Annotated in this window: 13 protein-coding genes; 12 read left to right on the forward strand and 1 reads right to left on the reverse strand. The window is 49.5% G+C overall.

The window, feature by feature from the left end; translation table 11 throughout:
* The first annotated feature begins 461 nt into the window (after positions 1 to 461).
* From atpI to DUT67_RS22065, 9 genes are all read left to right on the forward strand, one after another.
* Positions 462 to 845, forward strand: coding sequence for a F0F1 ATP synthase subunit I (gene atpI, locus DUT67_RS22025; RefSeq protein ID WP_113627205.1), 384 nt, complete (start codon positions 462 to 464; stop codon positions 843 to 845).
* 22 nt (positions 846 to 867) lie between these two features.
* Positions 868 to 1,668 carry a F0F1 ATP synthase subunit A gene (gene atpB / locus DUT67_RS22030; protein WP_011095970.1) on the forward strand — a complete coding sequence of 267 codons (801 nt, stop codon included), beginning with the start codon at positions 868 to 870 and terminating at the stop codon, positions 1,666 to 1,668.
* A 49-nt stretch (positions 1,669 to 1,717) separates the two neighbouring features.
* Positions 1,718 to 1,957 carry a F0F1 ATP synthase subunit C gene (gene atpE, locus DUT67_RS22035; RefSeq protein WP_005976545.1) on the forward strand — a complete coding sequence of 80 codons (240 nt, stop codon included), beginning with the start codon at positions 1,718 to 1,720 and terminating at the stop codon, positions 1,955 to 1,957.
* A 63-nt stretch (positions 1,958 to 2,020) separates the two neighbouring features.
* A complete protein-coding gene (gene atpF, locus DUT67_RS22040; protein ID WP_010681466.1) occupies positions 2,021 to 2,491 on the forward strand; it encodes a F0F1 ATP synthase subunit B in 471 nt (156 codons plus the stop codon).
* 14 nt (positions 2,492 to 2,505) lie between these two features.
* On the forward strand, positions 2,506 to 3,039 hold the full coding sequence (atpH, locus tag DUT67_RS22045) for a F0F1 ATP synthase subunit delta (RefSeq protein WP_048263437.1): 534 nt from the start codon (positions 2,506 to 2,508) through the stop codon (positions 3,037 to 3,039).
* A gap of 12 nt (positions 3,040 to 3,051) precedes the next feature.
* Positions 3,052 to 4,593 carry a F0F1 ATP synthase subunit alpha gene (gene atpA / locus DUT67_RS22050; RefSeq protein WP_005976551.1) on the forward strand — a complete coding sequence of 514 codons (1,542 nt, stop codon included), beginning with the start codon at positions 3,052 to 3,054 and terminating at the stop codon, positions 4,591 to 4,593.
* Positions 4,594 to 4,645: 52 nt separating this feature from the next.
* The gene (gene atpG, locus DUT67_RS22055; RefSeq protein ID WP_039307671.1) at positions 4,646 to 5,509 is read left to right on the forward strand and encodes a F0F1 ATP synthase subunit gamma; all 864 of its coding nucleotides are present in this window, start codon (positions 4,646 to 4,648) and stop codon (positions 5,507 to 5,509) included.
* A gap of 47 nt (positions 5,510 to 5,556) precedes the next feature.
* Positions 5,557 to 6,939: a F0F1 ATP synthase subunit beta gene (gene atpD / locus DUT67_RS22060; protein WP_010681463.1), complete on the forward strand. Its 1,383-nt coding sequence runs from the start codon at positions 5,557 to 5,559 to the stop codon at positions 6,937 to 6,939.
* Positions 6,940 to 6,958: 19 nt separating this feature from the next.
* Entirely contained in the window at positions 6,959 to 7,378 is a 420-nt protein-coding gene (locus DUT67_RS22065; RefSeq protein WP_005976558.1) for a F0F1 ATP synthase subunit epsilon, read from the forward strand.
* Positions 7,379 to 7,689: 311 nt separating this feature from the next.
* Here DUT67_RS22065 and pelX read toward each other — a convergent pair whose 3' ends face one another.
* The gene (pelX, locus tag DUT67_RS22070) at positions 7,690 to 9,924 is read right to left on the reverse strand and encodes a pectate disaccharide-lyase PelX (RefSeq protein WP_113631822.1); all 2,235 of its coding nucleotides are present in this window, start codon (positions 9,922 to 9,924) and stop codon (positions 7,690 to 7,692) included.
* 325 nt (positions 9,925 to 10,249) lie between these two features.
* Between pelX and glmU the strand changes: the two genes are divergently transcribed.
* The 3 genes from glmU to DUT67_RS22085 all read left to right on the forward strand — a co-directional run bounded on the left by glmU (position 10,250) and on the right by DUT67_RS22085 (position 15,238).
* The gene (glmU, locus tag DUT67_RS22075) at positions 10,250 to 11,620 is read left to right on the forward strand and encodes a bifunctional UDP-N-acetylglucosamine diphosphorylase/glucosamine-1-phosphate N-acetyltransferase GlmU (RefSeq protein ID WP_113631823.1); all 1,371 of its coding nucleotides are present in this window, start codon (positions 10,250 to 10,252) and stop codon (positions 11,618 to 11,620) included.
* A gap of 184 nt (positions 11,621 to 11,804) precedes the next feature.
* The gene (gene glmS, locus DUT67_RS22080) at positions 11,805 to 13,637 is read left to right on the forward strand and encodes a glutamine--fructose-6-phosphate transaminase (isomerizing) (protein ID WP_048263431.1); all 1,833 of its coding nucleotides are present in this window, start codon (positions 11,805 to 11,807) and stop codon (positions 13,635 to 13,637) included.
* A gap of 164 nt (positions 13,638 to 13,801) precedes the next feature.
* Entirely contained in the window at positions 13,802 to 15,238 is a 1,437-nt protein-coding gene (locus tag DUT67_RS22085) for a DUF4026 domain-containing protein (protein ID WP_113631824.1), read from the forward strand.
* Positions 15,239 to 15,307: the final 69 nt, after the last annotated feature.

Genomic DNA, 15,307 nt, shown 5'->3' on the forward strand with positions numbered 1-15,307 from the left:
AATAAATCATCGGCATCAAAAATTAGTTATTTTTGTGTTAATTGAGTAAAAAAACGATATCAATAATGTCAATAGGTAGTTGAAAGGTTGTTTGTTGCATTTTTTGAATGGTTTTTTTTATAACTTATTGAAGTTAAATAAAATAAATAGCTTATTTTGCTAAAGACAAAAAAAAACACGTTCTGTTATAAATAGTCGTAAAGCCTTTTGTGTGAGGCGTATCACAGATTAGAGGGCTTTAGAAATTAATTACACTAGGTATGAACAAGAATGATTGTTAGCAAAAATGGGGCTTCAGAAAGAAATTTAAATAATTGTTCACCTTTTCGCTACTTATCGATTGAATTCGCAGGTATGACCCGTATAATTTGCTCGTTTTTTGCTGCTTGACTCAGTGGTGTAAAGGCAGTTTTATACGTCATTCGGTATACCTCTGAAAAGGTACGGAGAGAGCAAACGTCATGCCTGTATCCCTTTACAGCGGAAAAGTAGCCTTAAGGCTGCTGTTGCTACAGTTAGTGACTTTTGCTTTGTTGAGTGCTGTTTTCAGCCTCAATAGCGCCAACGCTGCTGCTTCTGCATTAGGCGGAGGATTGGCAGCCTGGTTGCCGAATGTCTTGTTTGTGCTGTTTGCCTTGCGTCATCAGTCACACAAGCCTGCTGATGGACGTGTAGCCTGGTCGTTCGCGATTGGCGAGGCGCTTAAGGTATTTATCACCATTGCACTGTTAGTGGTGGCGTTAGGCGTGTTTAAAGCGGCATTCTTTCCGCTTGGCCTGACTTATTTATCGGTGCTGGTTATGCAGATCGTGGCACCGGCCGTAATTAATCGTTACCGTAATTAACAACAAAAGGGTAAGAGACATCATGGCTGCTGGAGAAATCTCTACTCCGCAAGAGTATATCAGTCACCACTTGCACCATTTGCAGGTAGGGACGGGTTTTTGGTCGATCAACGTCGATTCGATGTTTTTCTCCATCGCTCTTGGGATCCTCTTTCTGGTTATCTTTCACCGCGTAGCTAAACGTGCGACTAGCGGTGTGCCAGGTAAATTGCAAACTGCCGTCGAACTGCTTATCGGTTTCGTTGATGGCACTGTACGCGATATGTTCCATGGCAAAAGTAAACTGATTGCTCCTCTGGCGCTGACCATTTTCGTCTGGGTTTTCCTGATGAATATGATGGACCTGCTGCCTATCGATCTGTTGCCACAACTCTGGGCGGGCGTCTACAGCCTGCTAGGGTACGACCCAGCGCATGCTTATCTGCGTGCTGTGCCGACGGCTGACGTGAACATCACGTTGTCGATGGCGCTTGGGGTGTTTATCCTGGTTCTGTTCTACAGCATCAAAATGAAAGGTCTCGGCGGTTTTGTTAAAGAACTGACCATGCAGCCGTTCAACCATCCAGTATTTATTCCTATCAACCTGATTCTTGAAGGTGTCAGCCTGCTGTCCAAACCTATTTCCTTAGGCTTGCGACTGTTTGGCAATATGTATGCGGGTGAGTTGATCTTCATCCTGATTGCCGGTCTGTTGCCGTGGTGGTCACAATGGCTGTTAAATGTGCCTTGGGCTATTTTCCACATTTTGATTATTACGCTTCAGGCTTTTATTTTCATGGTTCTGACGGTTGTTTATCTCTCGATGGCATCTGAAGAGCATTGATTTTCTTTCAACAAATAACGTTTTTAACTGAAACAAACTGGAGACTGTCATGGAAAACCTGAGTGTGGATCTGCTGTACATGGCTGCCGCGTTAATGATGGGTTTGGCGGCGATCGGTGCTGCGATCGGTATCGGCATTCTGGGTGGTAAATTCTTGGAAGGTGCTGCTCGTCAGCCTGACCTGATTCCTTTACTGCGTACACAGTTCTTTATCGTCATGGGTCTGGTTGACGCCATCCCGATGATCGCTGTTGGTCTGGGGCTGTATGTGATGTTTGCGGTGGCCTAAGCAGAATGTTTTCTGCTGAGGTTAAAACATCAACTTATTTAACTTTGAAAGAGGCATTGTGCTGTGAATATTAATGCAACAATCCTCGGCCAGGCCATTGCGTTCGTCCTGTTTGTCTGGTTCTGCATGAAGTATGTATGGCCGCCGATGATGGCAGCCATCGAGAAACGTCAGAAAGAAATTGCTGACGGTCTGGCTTCTGCTGAACGTGCCAAAAAAGATTTGAACTTGGCTCAGGCCAATGCGACAGATCAACTGAAGAAAGCCAAAGCGGATGCTCAGGTTATCATTGAGCAGGCGAACAAACGCCGTGCTCAGATCCTGGATGAGGCGAAAGCTGAAGCGGAAGCTGAACGTAACAAGATTGTGGCGCAGGCGCAGGCTGAAATCGAAGCCGAACGTAAACGTGCTCGTGAAGAGCTGCGTAAGCAAGTTGCCGTATTGGCAATTGCCGGTGCCGAGAAAATTATTGAACGTTCCGTGGATGAAGCTGCTAACAGCGACATCGTTGATAAACTGGTCGCTGAACTGTAAGGAGGGAGGGGCTGATGTCTGAATTTGTCACGGTAGCTCGCCCCTACGCCAAAGCAGCTTTTGACTTTGCGGTTGAGAATCAGGCCTTGGATCGCTGGCATAACATGCTGGCGTTTTCGGCCGAAGTAGCGCGCAATGAGCAAATTGCCGAATTGCTTTCTGGTGCGGTAGCGCCGATTGAGCTGGCGAAAACGTTTATTGCCGTTTGTGGTGATCAACTTGATGAAGCCGGTCAGAACCTGATTAAGGTGATGGCCGAGAACGGACGTTTACCGGTACTTACTGAAGTACTGGAACAATTTATTCAACTGCGGGCAGCATTAGAATCGACGGTTGACGTCGATGTGATTTCTGCCAACACGTTGAATGAGCAGCAGCTATCTAAGATCGCTGCTGCTATGGAAAAACGTCTGTCACGCAAAGTGAAGCTGAATTGCAAAATTGATAAGTCTGTCATGGCCGGTGTGGTTATTCGCGCGGGCGATATGGTGATAGATGGCAGCATTCGCGGTCGTCTGGAACGTCTGGCAGACGTCTTGCAGTCTTAAGGGGACTGGAGCATGCAACTGAATTCCACCGAAATCAGCGAACTGATCAAGCAGCGCATTGCTCAGTTCAATGTGGTGAGCGAAGCTCACAATGAAGGTACTATTGTTTCCGTCAGTGACGGAATCATCCGCGTCCACGGTCTGGCAGACGTGATGCAGGGGGAGATGATCTCTCTGCCGGGTAACCGTTATGCAATCGCACTGAACCTGGAGCGCGACTCCGTTGGTGCGGTAGTAATGGGGCCGTATGCGGATCTGGCTGAAGGCATGAAAGTAAAATGCACCGGCCGTATTCTTGAAGTTCCAGTTGGCCGCGGCCTGCTTGGTCGTGTGGTCAACACGCTGGGCGCACCGATTGACGGTAAAGGCGCACTGGATCACGACGGTTTCTCTGCGGTTGAAGCGATTGCGCCTGGCGTTATCGAACGTCAGTCCGTTGATGAGCCGGTACAGACGGGCTATAAGTCTGTTGACGCCATGATTCCAATTGGTCGTGGTCAGCGTGAGCTGATTATCGGTGACCGTCAGACGGGTAAAACCGCGCTGGCCATCGATGCCATCATCAACCAGCGTGATTCCGGTATCAAATGTGTGTACGTTGCTATCGGCCAGAAAGCCTCCACTATTTCTAACGTGGTGCGTAAACTGGAAGAGCATGGTGCACTGGAAAATACCATAGTCGTCGTCGCTACTGCGTCTGAATCTGCTGCTCTGCAATATCTGGCACCGTATGCCGGTTGTGCGATGGGTGAGTATTTCCGTGACCGTGGTGAAGATGCACTGATTATTTATGATGACCTGTCCAAACAGGCCGTTGCTTATCGTCAGATTTCTCTGCTGCTTCGTCGTCCACCAGGTCGTGAAGCCTATCCTGGTGACGTTTTCTACCTCCACTCCCGTTTGCTGGAGCGTGCATCGCGCGTTAACGCCGATTACGTTGAAGCATTCACCAAGGGTGAAGTGAAAGGGAAAACCGGTTCGTTGACGGCTCTGCCAATCATCGAAACGCAAGCAGGTGACGTTTCTGCGTTCGTTCCGACTAACGTAATTTCGATTACCGATGGTCAGATCTTCCTGGAATCCAACCTGTTTAACGCCGGTATTCGTCCTGCGGTTAACCCAGGGATCTCCGTATCCCGTGTGGGTGGTGCAGCACAGACCAAGATCATGAAAAAACTGTCCGGTGGTATTCGTACCGCGCTGGCACAGTACCGTGAGCTGGCAGCGTTCTCTCAGTTCGCTTCCGATCTTGATGATGCAACCCGTAAGCAATTGAGCCACGGTCAGAAAGTGACCGAGCTGTTGAAACAGAAACAGTATGCGCCGATGTCTGTCGCACAGCAGTCTCTGGTTCTGTTTGCGGCGGAACGTGGTTATCTGGAAGATGTTGAGCTGTCGAAAGTCGGTAGCTTTGAAGCGGCTCTGCTGGCTTACGCTGACCGTGAGCATGGCGAACTTCTGCAACAAATCGACCAGACTGGCGCTTATAACGATGAGATCGAGGGCAAGTTTAAAGGCATCCTCGATACTTTTAAGGCAACCCAGTCCTGGTAACGCCCGGTGGCCTGCTGTAAAGCAGGCCGCAAGGCTTTGAGGAGAAGCAAAGATGGCCGGCGCAAAAGAGATACGTAGTAAGATCGCAAGCGTCCAAAATACGCAGAAGATCACCAAAGCAATGGAAATGGTCGCCGCTTCCAAAATGCGTAAATCGCAGGATCGTATGGCGGCCAGCCGTCCTTATGCTGAAACCATACGCAATGTGATTGGTCACCTTGCGTTAGGAAATCTGGAATATAAACACCCGTACCTGGAAGAACGCGACGTTAAGCGCGTTGGGTATTTGGTGGTGTCTACTGACCGTGGCTTGTGTGGTGGTTTGAACATTAACCTGTTCAAAAAACTGCTGGCTGATATGAAATCCTGGAGCGACAAAGGCGTTGAAACTGATTTAGCGCTCATTGGTTCCAAAGCGGCTTCTTTCTTCGGTTCGGTAGGCGGAAATATTGTTGCTCAGGTTACCGGTATGGGGGATAACCCTTCCGTATCAGAATTGATCGGCCCGGTTAAAGTTATGCTGCAAGCCTATGACGAAGGTCGTCTGGACAAGCTGTATATCGTAAGCAACAAGTTTATCAATACCATGTCTCAGGAACCGCTTGTTGTTCAAGTGTTACCGTTACCGCCTTCAGATGACAGTGAGTTGAAGAAGAAAGCCTGGGATTACCTGTATGAACCCGATCCTAAGTCGCTGCTGGATACCCTGCTGCGCCGTTATGTAGAATCTCAGGTTTATCAGGGCGTCGTAGAAAATCTGGCTAGTGAACAGGCCGCGCGAATGGTTGCGATGAAAGCCGCGACTGATAACGGCGGTAGCCTGATCAAAGAGCTTCAGTTGGTATACAACAAGGCTCGTCAGGCCAGCATTACCCAGGAACTCACCGAAATCGTCGGGGGAGCCTCCGCGGTTTAAAGCAGGTTTACGAATTACGTATTGTCGAATTACGTAGAGGATTCAAGATGGCTACTGGAAAGATTATCCAGGTAATCGGCGCCGTGGTGGACGTCGAGTTCCCGCAAGATGCCGTACCGAAGGTGTACGATGCGCTTGAGGTAGAGAACGGCGCTGAGAAACTGGTGCTGGAAGTACAGCAGCAGTTGGGCGGCGGCATTGTTCGTTGTATCGCAATGGGTTCTTCTGACGGCCTGCGTCGCGGGTTGAACGTGAATAACCTGGACCACCCGATCGAAGTACCGGTAGGTAAAGCAACGCTGGGTCGTATCATGAACGTGTTGGGTGATCCCATCGACATGAAAGGCGACATCGGCGAAGAAGAGCGTTGGGCTATTCACCGTTCAGCTCCGAGCTATGAAGAGCTGTCAAACTCACAGGAACTGCTGGAAACCGGCATCAAGGTTATCGACCTGATGTGTCCGTTTGCCAAGGGCGGTAAAGTGGGTCTGTTCGGTGGTGCGGGCGTAGGTAAAACCGTAAACATGATGGAGCTGATCCGTAACATCGCGATCGAGCACTCCGGTTACTCCGTGTTTGCAGGTGTGGGTGAGCGTACCCGTGAAGGTAACGACTTCTACCACGAAATGACCGACTCCAACGTAATCGATAAAGTATCACTGGTTTATGGCCAGATGAACGAGCCACCAGGTAACCGTCTGCGCGTAGCATTGACCGGTCTGACAATGGCGGAAAAATTCCGTGATGAAGGCCGTGACGTACTGCTGTTCGTCGATAACATTTACCGTTATACCTTGGCCGGTACGGAAGTATCCGCACTGCTGGGTCGTATGCCTTCTGCGGTAGGTTATCAGCCGACGCTGGCGGAAGAGATGGGTGTTCTGCAAGAACGTATCACCTCAACCAAAACCGGTTCTATCACCTCTGTTCAGGCCGTTTACGTACCTGCGGATGACTTGACTGACCCATCACCAGCCACCACCTTTGCTCACTTGGATGCAACCGTGGTACTGAGCCGTCAGATCGCTTCTCTGGGTATCTACCCGGCCGTTGACCCGCTGGATTCCACCAGCCGTCAGTTGGATCCGCTGGTTGTTGGTCAGGAACACTATGATGTTGCCCGTGGCGTGCAGTCTATTCTGCAGCGTTATCAGGAACTGAAAGACATCATCGCGATTCTGGGTATGGACGAGCTGTCTGAAGAAGACAAGCTGGTGGTATCCCGTGCGCGTAAGATTCAGCGCTTCCTGTCACAGCCGTTCTTCGTAGCAGAAGTATTTACCGGTTCTCCGGGCAAATACGTCTCCCTGAAAGACACCATTCGTGGCTTTAAAGGGATTATGGAAGGCGAATACGACCACCTGCCAGAGCAGGCGTTCTACATGGTTGGTTCCATCGACGAAGTCGTGGAAAAAGCCAAGAAACTGTAACGCCTTGTAGGAGGGTGACATGGCTATGACTTACCATCTGGATGTCGTGAGTGCAGAACAGCAAATGTTCTCCGGTCTGGTGCAGAAGATCCAGGTAACGGGGAGCGAAGGCGAACTGGGTATTTATCCGGGACATGCCCCTCTGCTCACTGCCATTAAACCGGGTATGATTCGTATCGTTAAGCAGCACGGTGAAGAAGAGTATATCTACCTTTCTGGCGGCGTCCTTGAGGTGCAGCCGAATATGGTTACCGTACTGTCCGATACTGCTATTCGTGGACAGGATTTGGACGAAGCTCGTGCGCTGGAAGCGAAACGCAAAGCCGAAGATCATATCCGCAATTCGCATGGCGATGTGGATTATGCTCAGGCTTCCGCAGAGCTGACTAAAGCGATTGCGAAGCTGCGTGTTATCGAGCTGACCAGAAAAGCGATGTAACAGATAAGCTTGCAATAATTGAAGGCCAGTCAGTTCACACTGATTGGCCTTTTTGTATTTAAGTCTATGTATACTCAGAGATAAAAAATGCCTGCGAGAGCAGGCATTAAGATCGCGGGTAAACCCATTTACCGAACGAAAACGGTAGTAACGGAATAGAAGAGTAAAGCGTTTGCGCCATGGATGGCGCAATCCGAGCGTACAGGGACGTATTTACAGCGTCTTTACGATCTATCCGTTGCTACCGCTCAATGCGCTTTGTCAGCAACTCTTGTCCCCACCTTGTTAGGTGGGGGGTTACTTGAAGAGGCTTATTTCTTCTTCAGGAAGTCGCCAAGTACCAGATTGCCTTTGGCATCTCGCGTAAACGTCTCTGGAACGGTAACCGACACGAAGTTGTTTACTGTGATTTCCTTACCCTGCGCGTTAACGGAACGGTCGCCCTTGATGAAGTAGTTGGTGTTATCGATATTGCCGACAACCGCATCATCATATTTACCCGCTTTGGTTTTCAGCGAAACGTTGTTCTTGAAGACGCCTTGTTTTTCCGGGCCAGAGTAAGGGCTTGGACGGAAAATGAAGTTAAAGCGCTCGTTATCTAACGCGATGTTGTCTTCAACGATCAGTGCGCCAGGGTTGAAGTTGTCAGTGAAACCATCCAGTTTATTACCTATAGCAATGCTGTTTTTGACCTGATGCGCCACTGGCTGGCCTTCGCCACCCATTTTGAAGCCGTTGCTGGTGTTGTTCATGGCAATTGAATTCTCGATCACCACAACGCCGTTTGCGCCGTCTTCAATTTTGTTAAACAGGTCGAAGCCGTCATCGATGTTGTTGTGCGAGAACGCACCGCGAATCACGTTGCCTTCACCCACACGCATTTTCACCGCAAAACCGTCGGCGTTAATTTTTCCAGCGTCCTGATTGCTGTGAGATTCTGAGTTCAGAATCAGGTTATGGCTGGCCCACAGTGGTCTGCCTACATCGGCCGTCGAGGTTACCTGAATACCTGTATCGTCAGCATGGTGCGCCAGAACGCGTTCGATGGTGTTGTAGCTCCCCTCGATACGGAATGGTTTCTCTGTGATTTCAATACCTTTGACATGCCAATGGCTTGCTTTCAGTTGCAGGCCATGAATGACGGCTTTGTTGCCGACAGCAAACAGATTCTTGACAGTTTTTTGCTGACCGCTAGCGCTAACGGGAATTTCTGCCGCGCTGTAATCACCATCGTTGAGCCAAATTGTGCCACCCGCTGGCAGAGCGGCGACGGCGCTGGCCAAATCGATCGGTGCATTTTTACTGCCGTCGTTGCTGGCTGAACCTTGTGGCGAAACATACAGATTTTTGGCGTCTGCATAAGCCACTTTTTCAACCTTGAACGTGCTCTCTTTTACTGCTTTATCATCCCCTTCAGCAGGTTGGTAAGTGAGTTTGAATTCAGCACTGTTACCGGCAATTTTTGCTGGCAGAGAGAAGGCCTCCCCCGCTTTTACCTGCTTGGCATCACCCAGAGATTTACCATCTTGTGAAACCGCGATCGTGCCGTTGTAGTTAGCTTTAGCCTGTACGACATAATGTTCGCTGGTAGTTTTAGGCGATGACATCACCTGGATCAAAGGATCGTAATCCTTGGCTTTAAATTCCGGTGAGGCTTTGGTTTGTGCCGGTGTCGTGGTCAACTGTGCATTGCTGACGGTGATTTTGGCGTTACGGGAGGAAAAGAAACCAACGTAGTAATGGTCTTTATCCAACTTGGTAACAACATCCGCACCTTTGACTTCTTTTGATACCCAGTTATCCGTGCCTTTCGGTGCATAAGAGGTAATGAAGCCGTCATTGGTACGTTCCAATTTCAGACGGAACGTAGGCGTTTGCTCCAGATTGACGTTTTCCTGGTAGCTGGTTTTGGTGATTTTCGCGCCTGCGTTGCCCCACGGCTGTGTGACGCCATTACGCAAAATCGCCTGTAGTTTGATTTCGGTATGAGACTTTTTATCCTGCGTCATGATGGCGTTCATCACCATGTTGGATGCTGCAGGGAATTCTTCATATCCTTCTTTCAGCGGTTCCTGACGCGGTATGCCAATAATATCGCGCACCAGAATTCCCGCCCCTTCCTGAGCCGCAGGCTTGGCGCCGTTTTCAGGACCAAACTGTTCCACGGTAATATCAGACTGAAGCGTGAAATTCACATTCGCAGGTAACTGGGTATAAAAGAACGTTAGCCCGTCATGGGTGTTGGCGATCTTTCCGCCACGACTCTCAATCGTGATTGGTGCGGATAAATCAGCATTATCACCCGGTGCGAGTTTCTTTCCGTTAATGGTGACGTCGTTAACGCCAATTTTTTCCGGCAGAACATTGGATGAAAAGTTTACGTCTGTTGACTGACCAAAAGCGATACCGTGCCAGACGGGTGTTGATTCTGTCGCGGCGTGTGCACTAAAGCTGAAAAGTAATGCATTCGTCAACGCGACGGCTGCGAGGCGTGAAGAACGGTGTTTCTGTAAAGAATCACATTTTTGTGAAGAACAACGTTTCATTGTATCTCCTTCGTTATTGAATTATTTGTCCGCGTATATTGCTATAAATGAAACGCCGTTTCTTTTGTGTGTGTCACAAATGGAAATACTTAAAAACAAAGTCTGTTTTTTATGAAACCTTGTGTCATTTCTGTTTTTGGAGATGACATCGCGTTCATCTCCTCTCTTGATAAACATTCGTGGTTTTGTGCGAGATTTTCAGAAAAAACTCACTAAAAAGTATCTGCGTTATGCACCAGCTTCGGTAAACTCTGGTTATTCTTGCTGTAACAGGCTAGCCATTTTTATTCTTGCGGAGCTGTGGCTCCGTACTGTCAGGATACTTATGTCAAATAGTGCTATGAGTGTGGTGATCCTTGCTGCGGGTAAAGGAACCCGTATGTATTCCGACCTTCCCAAGGTGTTACACAAGCTGGCGGGTAAGCCGATGGTTCAACACGTCATTGACGCGGCAATGACAACCGGTGCACAGCATGTTCATCTGGTATACGGCCACGGCGGTGATTTGCTAAAGCATGAACTGACCGATCCCGCGTTGAATTGGGTGCTTCAGGCGGAGCAGTTGGGAACTGGGCATGCGATGCAGCAAGCCGCGCCTCATTTTGCTGATGATGAAGATATCTTGATGTTGTATGGCGATGTGCCGCTGATTTCGTCGCAAACCTTAGTGCATTTACGTGAGGCTAAGCCGCAGGGCGGTATCGGCCTGTTGACGGTGAAGCTGGACGATCCGACAGGCTATGGACGAATTGTGCGTGAGAAGGGTGCCGTAGTTGGGATCGTTGAACACAAAGATGCCAGCGAAGAACAGCGCCAGATTAACGAGATCAATACTGGCATTTTGATTGCCAACGGTAAGGATTTGAAGCGCTGGTTAAGCCAGTTGAACAACAACAACGCACAGGGTGAGTTTTACATCACCGATATTATTGCGATGGCGGCGGAAGAAGGTCAGCGTGTTGAAGCGGTCCATCCGAAGCGGCTGAGCGAAGTTGAGGGCGTTAATAATCGCCTGCAACTGTCGGCGCTTGAGCGAATTTATCAGCGTGAACAGGCGGATAAGCTGCTGCTGGCTGGTGTGATGCTGCTTGACCCGGCTCGATTTGATCTGCGTGGCGAGCTGACTCATGGTCGCGATGTGGTGATTGATGTCAATGTAGTCGTGGAAGGGAATGTTAAGCTAGGTAACCGGGTGAAAATTGGTGCTGGCTGCGTGATCAAAAACAGCATCATTGGCGATGACAGTGAGATCAGCCCTTATTCCGTGCTGGAAGATGCCGTGCTGGAAGCCCAGTGTACTGTTGGGCCATTTGCTCGCTTGCGCCCTGGTGCGGAGCTGGCTGAAGGTGCGCATGTTGGCAACTTTGTCGAATTGAAAAAGGCGCGTCTGGGTAAAGGTTCAAAAGCGGGTCACCTTAGCTATTTGGGGGATGCGGATATCGGTTCAGGTGTTAATATTGGCGCGGGAACGATCACCTGTAACTATGACGGTGCGAATAAACACAAAACGGTTATTGGTGACGATGTGTTTGTCGGCTCGGACACGCAACTTGTGGCACCTGTTAACATTGCTAGCGGCGTGACTATCGGCGCGGGCACGACGGTCACAAGCGATGTGGCAGAGAATGAGCTGGTGATCAGCCGCGTGAAACAACGGCATATTTCCGGCTGGCAGCGTCCGGTGAAGAAGAAATAGCATTCTATGCCTCCGCATACTGCGGAGGCGGTTTTGTCCTGTGCTTTGACCGATTCCAGAGCACAAAACAAAACATAATAATCCCCAACTCTCTACAAGGCTCGGGGAACCCGGAAAAACCGGAACAATCAGGTCTAAGACATCCCAGGTGACACAATATGTCACTTTTATAGGAATACCATCGATGTGTGGAATTGTAGGCGCAGTAGCGCAACGTGATGTTGCTGAGATTTTGTTGGAAGGTTTACGCCGTCTTGAGTATCGCGGCTATGACTCTGCGGGTCTGGCGGTTGTTGACAGCGAAGGACATGTCGCTCGTTTGCGTCGTCTGGGGAAAGTGCAGGTACTGTCTCAGGCAGCCGAAGAGCATGAACTGCACGGCGGCACGGGTATCGCCCATACCCGCTGGGCTACGCACGGGGAACCTTCTGAAGAGAACGCACACCCGCATATTTCTGAACATATCACTATCGTCCATAACGGCATTATCGAAAACCACGAACCGTTGCGCGAACTGATGATCGGTCGCGGCTATCGTTTTGTTTCTGAAACCGATACGGAAGTGGTTGCCCATCTGGTTCATTTTGAACAGCAGCAGAATGGCGGAACGCTGGTTGAAGTTGTTAAGCGCGTGATTCCACAACTGCGCGGTGCCTATGGCATGGTCGTGCTGGATAACCGCGATCCAAGCGTACTGGTTGCTGCACGCTCTGGTAGCCCGCTGGTGATTGGTCGCGGGGTGGGTGAGAACTTCATTGCCTCCGATCAGTTGGCGCTGTTGCCTGTGACTCGCCGCTTCATGTTCCTGGAAGAAGGCGACGTGGCAGAAATTACCCGTCGTGACGTGCGTGTGTTTGATAAATCAGGCCAGCTTGCTACACGTGAAGAAATTGAATCAAAAGTGAATTACGATGCCGGTGACAAAGGCGCGTATCGTCACTACATGCAGAAAGAGATCTACGAACAGCCGATGGCGATTAAGAACACGCTTGAAGGGCGTTTCAGCCACGGCGAGATTAATCTTTCTGAACTTGGCCCGAAAGCGGATGAACTGCTCGCGAAGGTTGAGCACGTTCAGATTATCGCCTGCGGTACGTCCTACAACTCCGGTATGGTTTCCCGCTACTGGTTTGAAGCACTGGCTGGTATTCCGTGCGACGTGGAAATCGCTTCTGAATTCCGCTATCGCAAGCCTGCGGTGCGTAAGAACAGCCTGATGATTACCCTGTCTCAGTCCGGTGAAACGGCGGATACGCTGGCGGCGCTGCGTTTGTCCAAAGAGCTGGGCTATCTGGGTTCTCTGGCTATCTGTAACGTTGCTGGCTCCTCGCTGGTGCGTGAATCCGATATGGCGCTGATGACCAAAGCGGGTGTAGAGATTGGCGTGGCCTCGACCAAAGCTTTCACCACTCAGCTTACCGTTCTGCTGATGCTGGTGGCGCGTGTTGGCCGTCTGCGTGGTATGGATGTGCAAATTGAGCATGACATCGTGCATGGCTTGCAGGCTCTGCCAGCCCGTATTGAGCAGATGCTGTCTCAGGACAAGCTTATCGAATCTCTGGCGGAAGGTTTTTCTGACAAGCATCACGCGCTGTTCCTCGGCCGTGGTGATCAGTACCCGATCGCGATGGAAGGCGCGCTGAAGCTGAAAGAGATCTCTTATATTCACGCTGAAGCCTATGCGGCGGGCGAGCTGAAACACGGCCCGCTTGCGCTGATTGATGCAGACATGCCGGTTGTCGTGGTTGCACCGAACAACGAGCTGTTGGAGAAATTGAAATCCAACATTGAAGAAGTTCGGGCGCGCGGCGGTGAGCTATATGTCTTCGCTGATGAAGATGCTGGTTTCACCAGCAGCGAAAATATGAAAATTATTCCGCTGCCGCATATCGAAGAAGTCATTGCGCCAATCTTCTATACGGTGCCGTTGCAGCTGCTGTCTTATCATGTCGCGCTGATTAAAGGTACGGATGTTGACCAGCCGCGTAATCTGGCGAAATCCGTTACTGTAGAGTAATGTTTTTAACTGGAGGTAAATAGCTATTGTGTTATTTACCTCTATTTATTTTTATATTACGGTTCATTTTTTACTCCTGCTCTTTCTACGCCCCTAGTACTCTCATCATTAAGATTTATTCGGTATATTGGTTTACCCATATTGAATATTGACTCGTTCTTAATATGAATAACAAACAACAATATCTGGATATTGCTGAAGGAAAGGGCGAAAGAGCGCCCTCCACGATGTTGGCCTTTTCTTCACAGGAAATGAGCTATCCGCTGCTGGAAAGCTTATTAGAGGCACAGTCATTCTTTACTGATGGTGAAATAAGCTACACCGAGCAGGGACAGGGCGGCTTCTTTTACACCTGTCATCATCATGATAGGGAGTTGACGTTTTATCTTGAGCTATCGGAGCGTGATCTCGAGAATAAAATCACGCCGATACACTCAACAGATGAGATCTCACCCGAACTGCTGGCGCAGGCTAATGCTGCAACCCAGGAAGTGACGGTCGAGTGTATTTTTGGGGCAAATCCGCTGGAAGATTACGTGCATCAGCTTCGCTTATTAAGCGCAGTGGTGCCGGGCTTTCTCCTGGGCATCGATATGTCTGCTGCCGGCAACGTATTTACCCGTGAGTGGCTGCGTTTTCAGTTGGAAGATGATGTTCTGCCGGAAATTGAATCGCTATATACCATTCATGCCGTGTACGACACCGAGAACGATCCACCAACGACATTCTGGTTTCACTCGCATGGTCTGGCACGATGCGGCCTGACGGAAGCTGAACTCGTCATTCCAGAGACGCTCAGTTCGTATTATGGCATTCCAGATTTATTCAGAAGTTTTGTGAATAATGCGATTCAGAATCAGCGTATTACCTTCAATGAGCCTATTCTGTGTGGGCAAACAGACAGCGGCTATGAATATCTGGTGGCACTACCGTTTGAAGAAGGGTTGCGGCATGTGAATCAATCTACGCCGATTGACCAACTGCGGCCTCTGGAAGACATGCATTATGATCTAGAAGGCACGCCGGAAGGTGTGTTTCTGGGCGATCGCGCCGATCGCGCCGATCGGGATGATGTGCATCAGGAGCCTTCCTGTATGCTGTTTCGTACCAACGAAGAAAACCCGGTACTGCAAACGTTCTTTAAAGGGTTTGATGAGCAAAATGCCATCATGTTCTGGCGCACCAATACGGAAACCGCCGAGATGTCGCGTAAAGCGCAGCTGCGCTGGCGCTATTTCATCAACATGTTCAATAATTACCATGTCAGTAATAAGCCAGTGAAAAAGGGATTTTTGGCCAAATTGCTGAAAAAATCGCCCGAACCAGTCGAAAGTGAATGGCGCTTTATGGTGAAGTGCGGCATTCCTCACGGAGAGGATGGCGATGAGCGCGAACATATGTGGTTTATACCGGAAGAAATCCATGACACTGTCGTTACGGGAACATTAATCAATCATCCGTTCTACGTTGAGGGTATGCAGGAAGGTGGCGTATATTCTGTTGATATCTCGCGGGTCACTGACTGGGCGATTTATTATCAGGGCGATAGCTATAAGCCTGATACCATTTATAAATTACTTAGCAATAGCCAGACTCACTGACCGATCTTGTCCACCAGTCAGAACGCGTGTTCTGGCTGAGTGTGGCTGCACTTTCCTTCTTGCTGCCTC

This window comes from Pectobacterium peruviense (assembly GCF_003312355.2).
Lineage (GTDB): Bacteria > Pseudomonadota > Gammaproteobacteria > Enterobacterales > Enterobacteriaceae > Pectobacterium > Pectobacterium peruviense.

Bases quoted from the DNA above. Each gene is read 5' to 3' on its own strand.
- atpI (WP_113627205.1), top strand. From the start codon at position 462: ATGCCTGTATCCCTTTACAGCGGAAAAGTAGCCTTAAGGCTGCTGTTG.
- atpB (WP_011095970.1), top strand. From the start codon at position 868: ATGGCTGCTGGAGAAATCTCTACTCCGCAAGAGTATATCAGTCACCAC.
- atpE (WP_005976545.1), top strand. From the start codon at position 1,718: ATGGAAAACCTGAGTGTGGATCTGCTGTACATGGCTGCCGCGTTAATG.
- atpH (WP_048263437.1), top strand. From the start codon at position 2,506: ATGTCTGAATTTGTCACGGTAGCTCGCCCCTACGCCAAAGCAGCTTTT.
- atpA (WP_005976551.1), top strand. From the start codon at position 3,052: ATGCAACTGAATTCCACCGAAATCAGCGAACTGATCAAGCAGCGCATT.
- atpG (WP_039307671.1), top strand. From the start codon at position 4,646: ATGGCCGGCGCAAAAGAGATACGTAGTAAGATCGCAAGCGTCCAAAAT.
- atpD (WP_010681463.1), top strand. From the start codon at position 5,557: ATGGCTACTGGAAAGATTATCCAGGTAATCGGCGCCGTGGTGGACGTC.
- DUT67_RS22065 (WP_005976558.1), top strand. From the start codon at position 6,959: ATGGCTATGACTTACCATCTGGATGTCGTGAGTGCAGAACAGCAAATG.
- pelX (WP_113631822.1), bottom strand. From the start codon at position 9,924: ATGAAACGTTGTTCTTCACAAAAATGTGATTCTTTACAGAAACACCGT.
- glmU (WP_113631823.1), top strand. From the start codon at position 10,250: ATGTCAAATAGTGCTATGAGTGTGGTGATCCTTGCTGCGGGTAAAGGA.
- glmS (WP_048263431.1), top strand. From the start codon at position 11,805: ATGTGTGGAATTGTAGGCGCAGTAGCGCAACGTGATGTTGCTGAGATT.
- DUT67_RS22085 (WP_113631824.1), top strand. From the start codon at position 13,802: ATGAATAACAAACAACAATATCTGGATATTGCTGAAGGAAAGGGCGAA.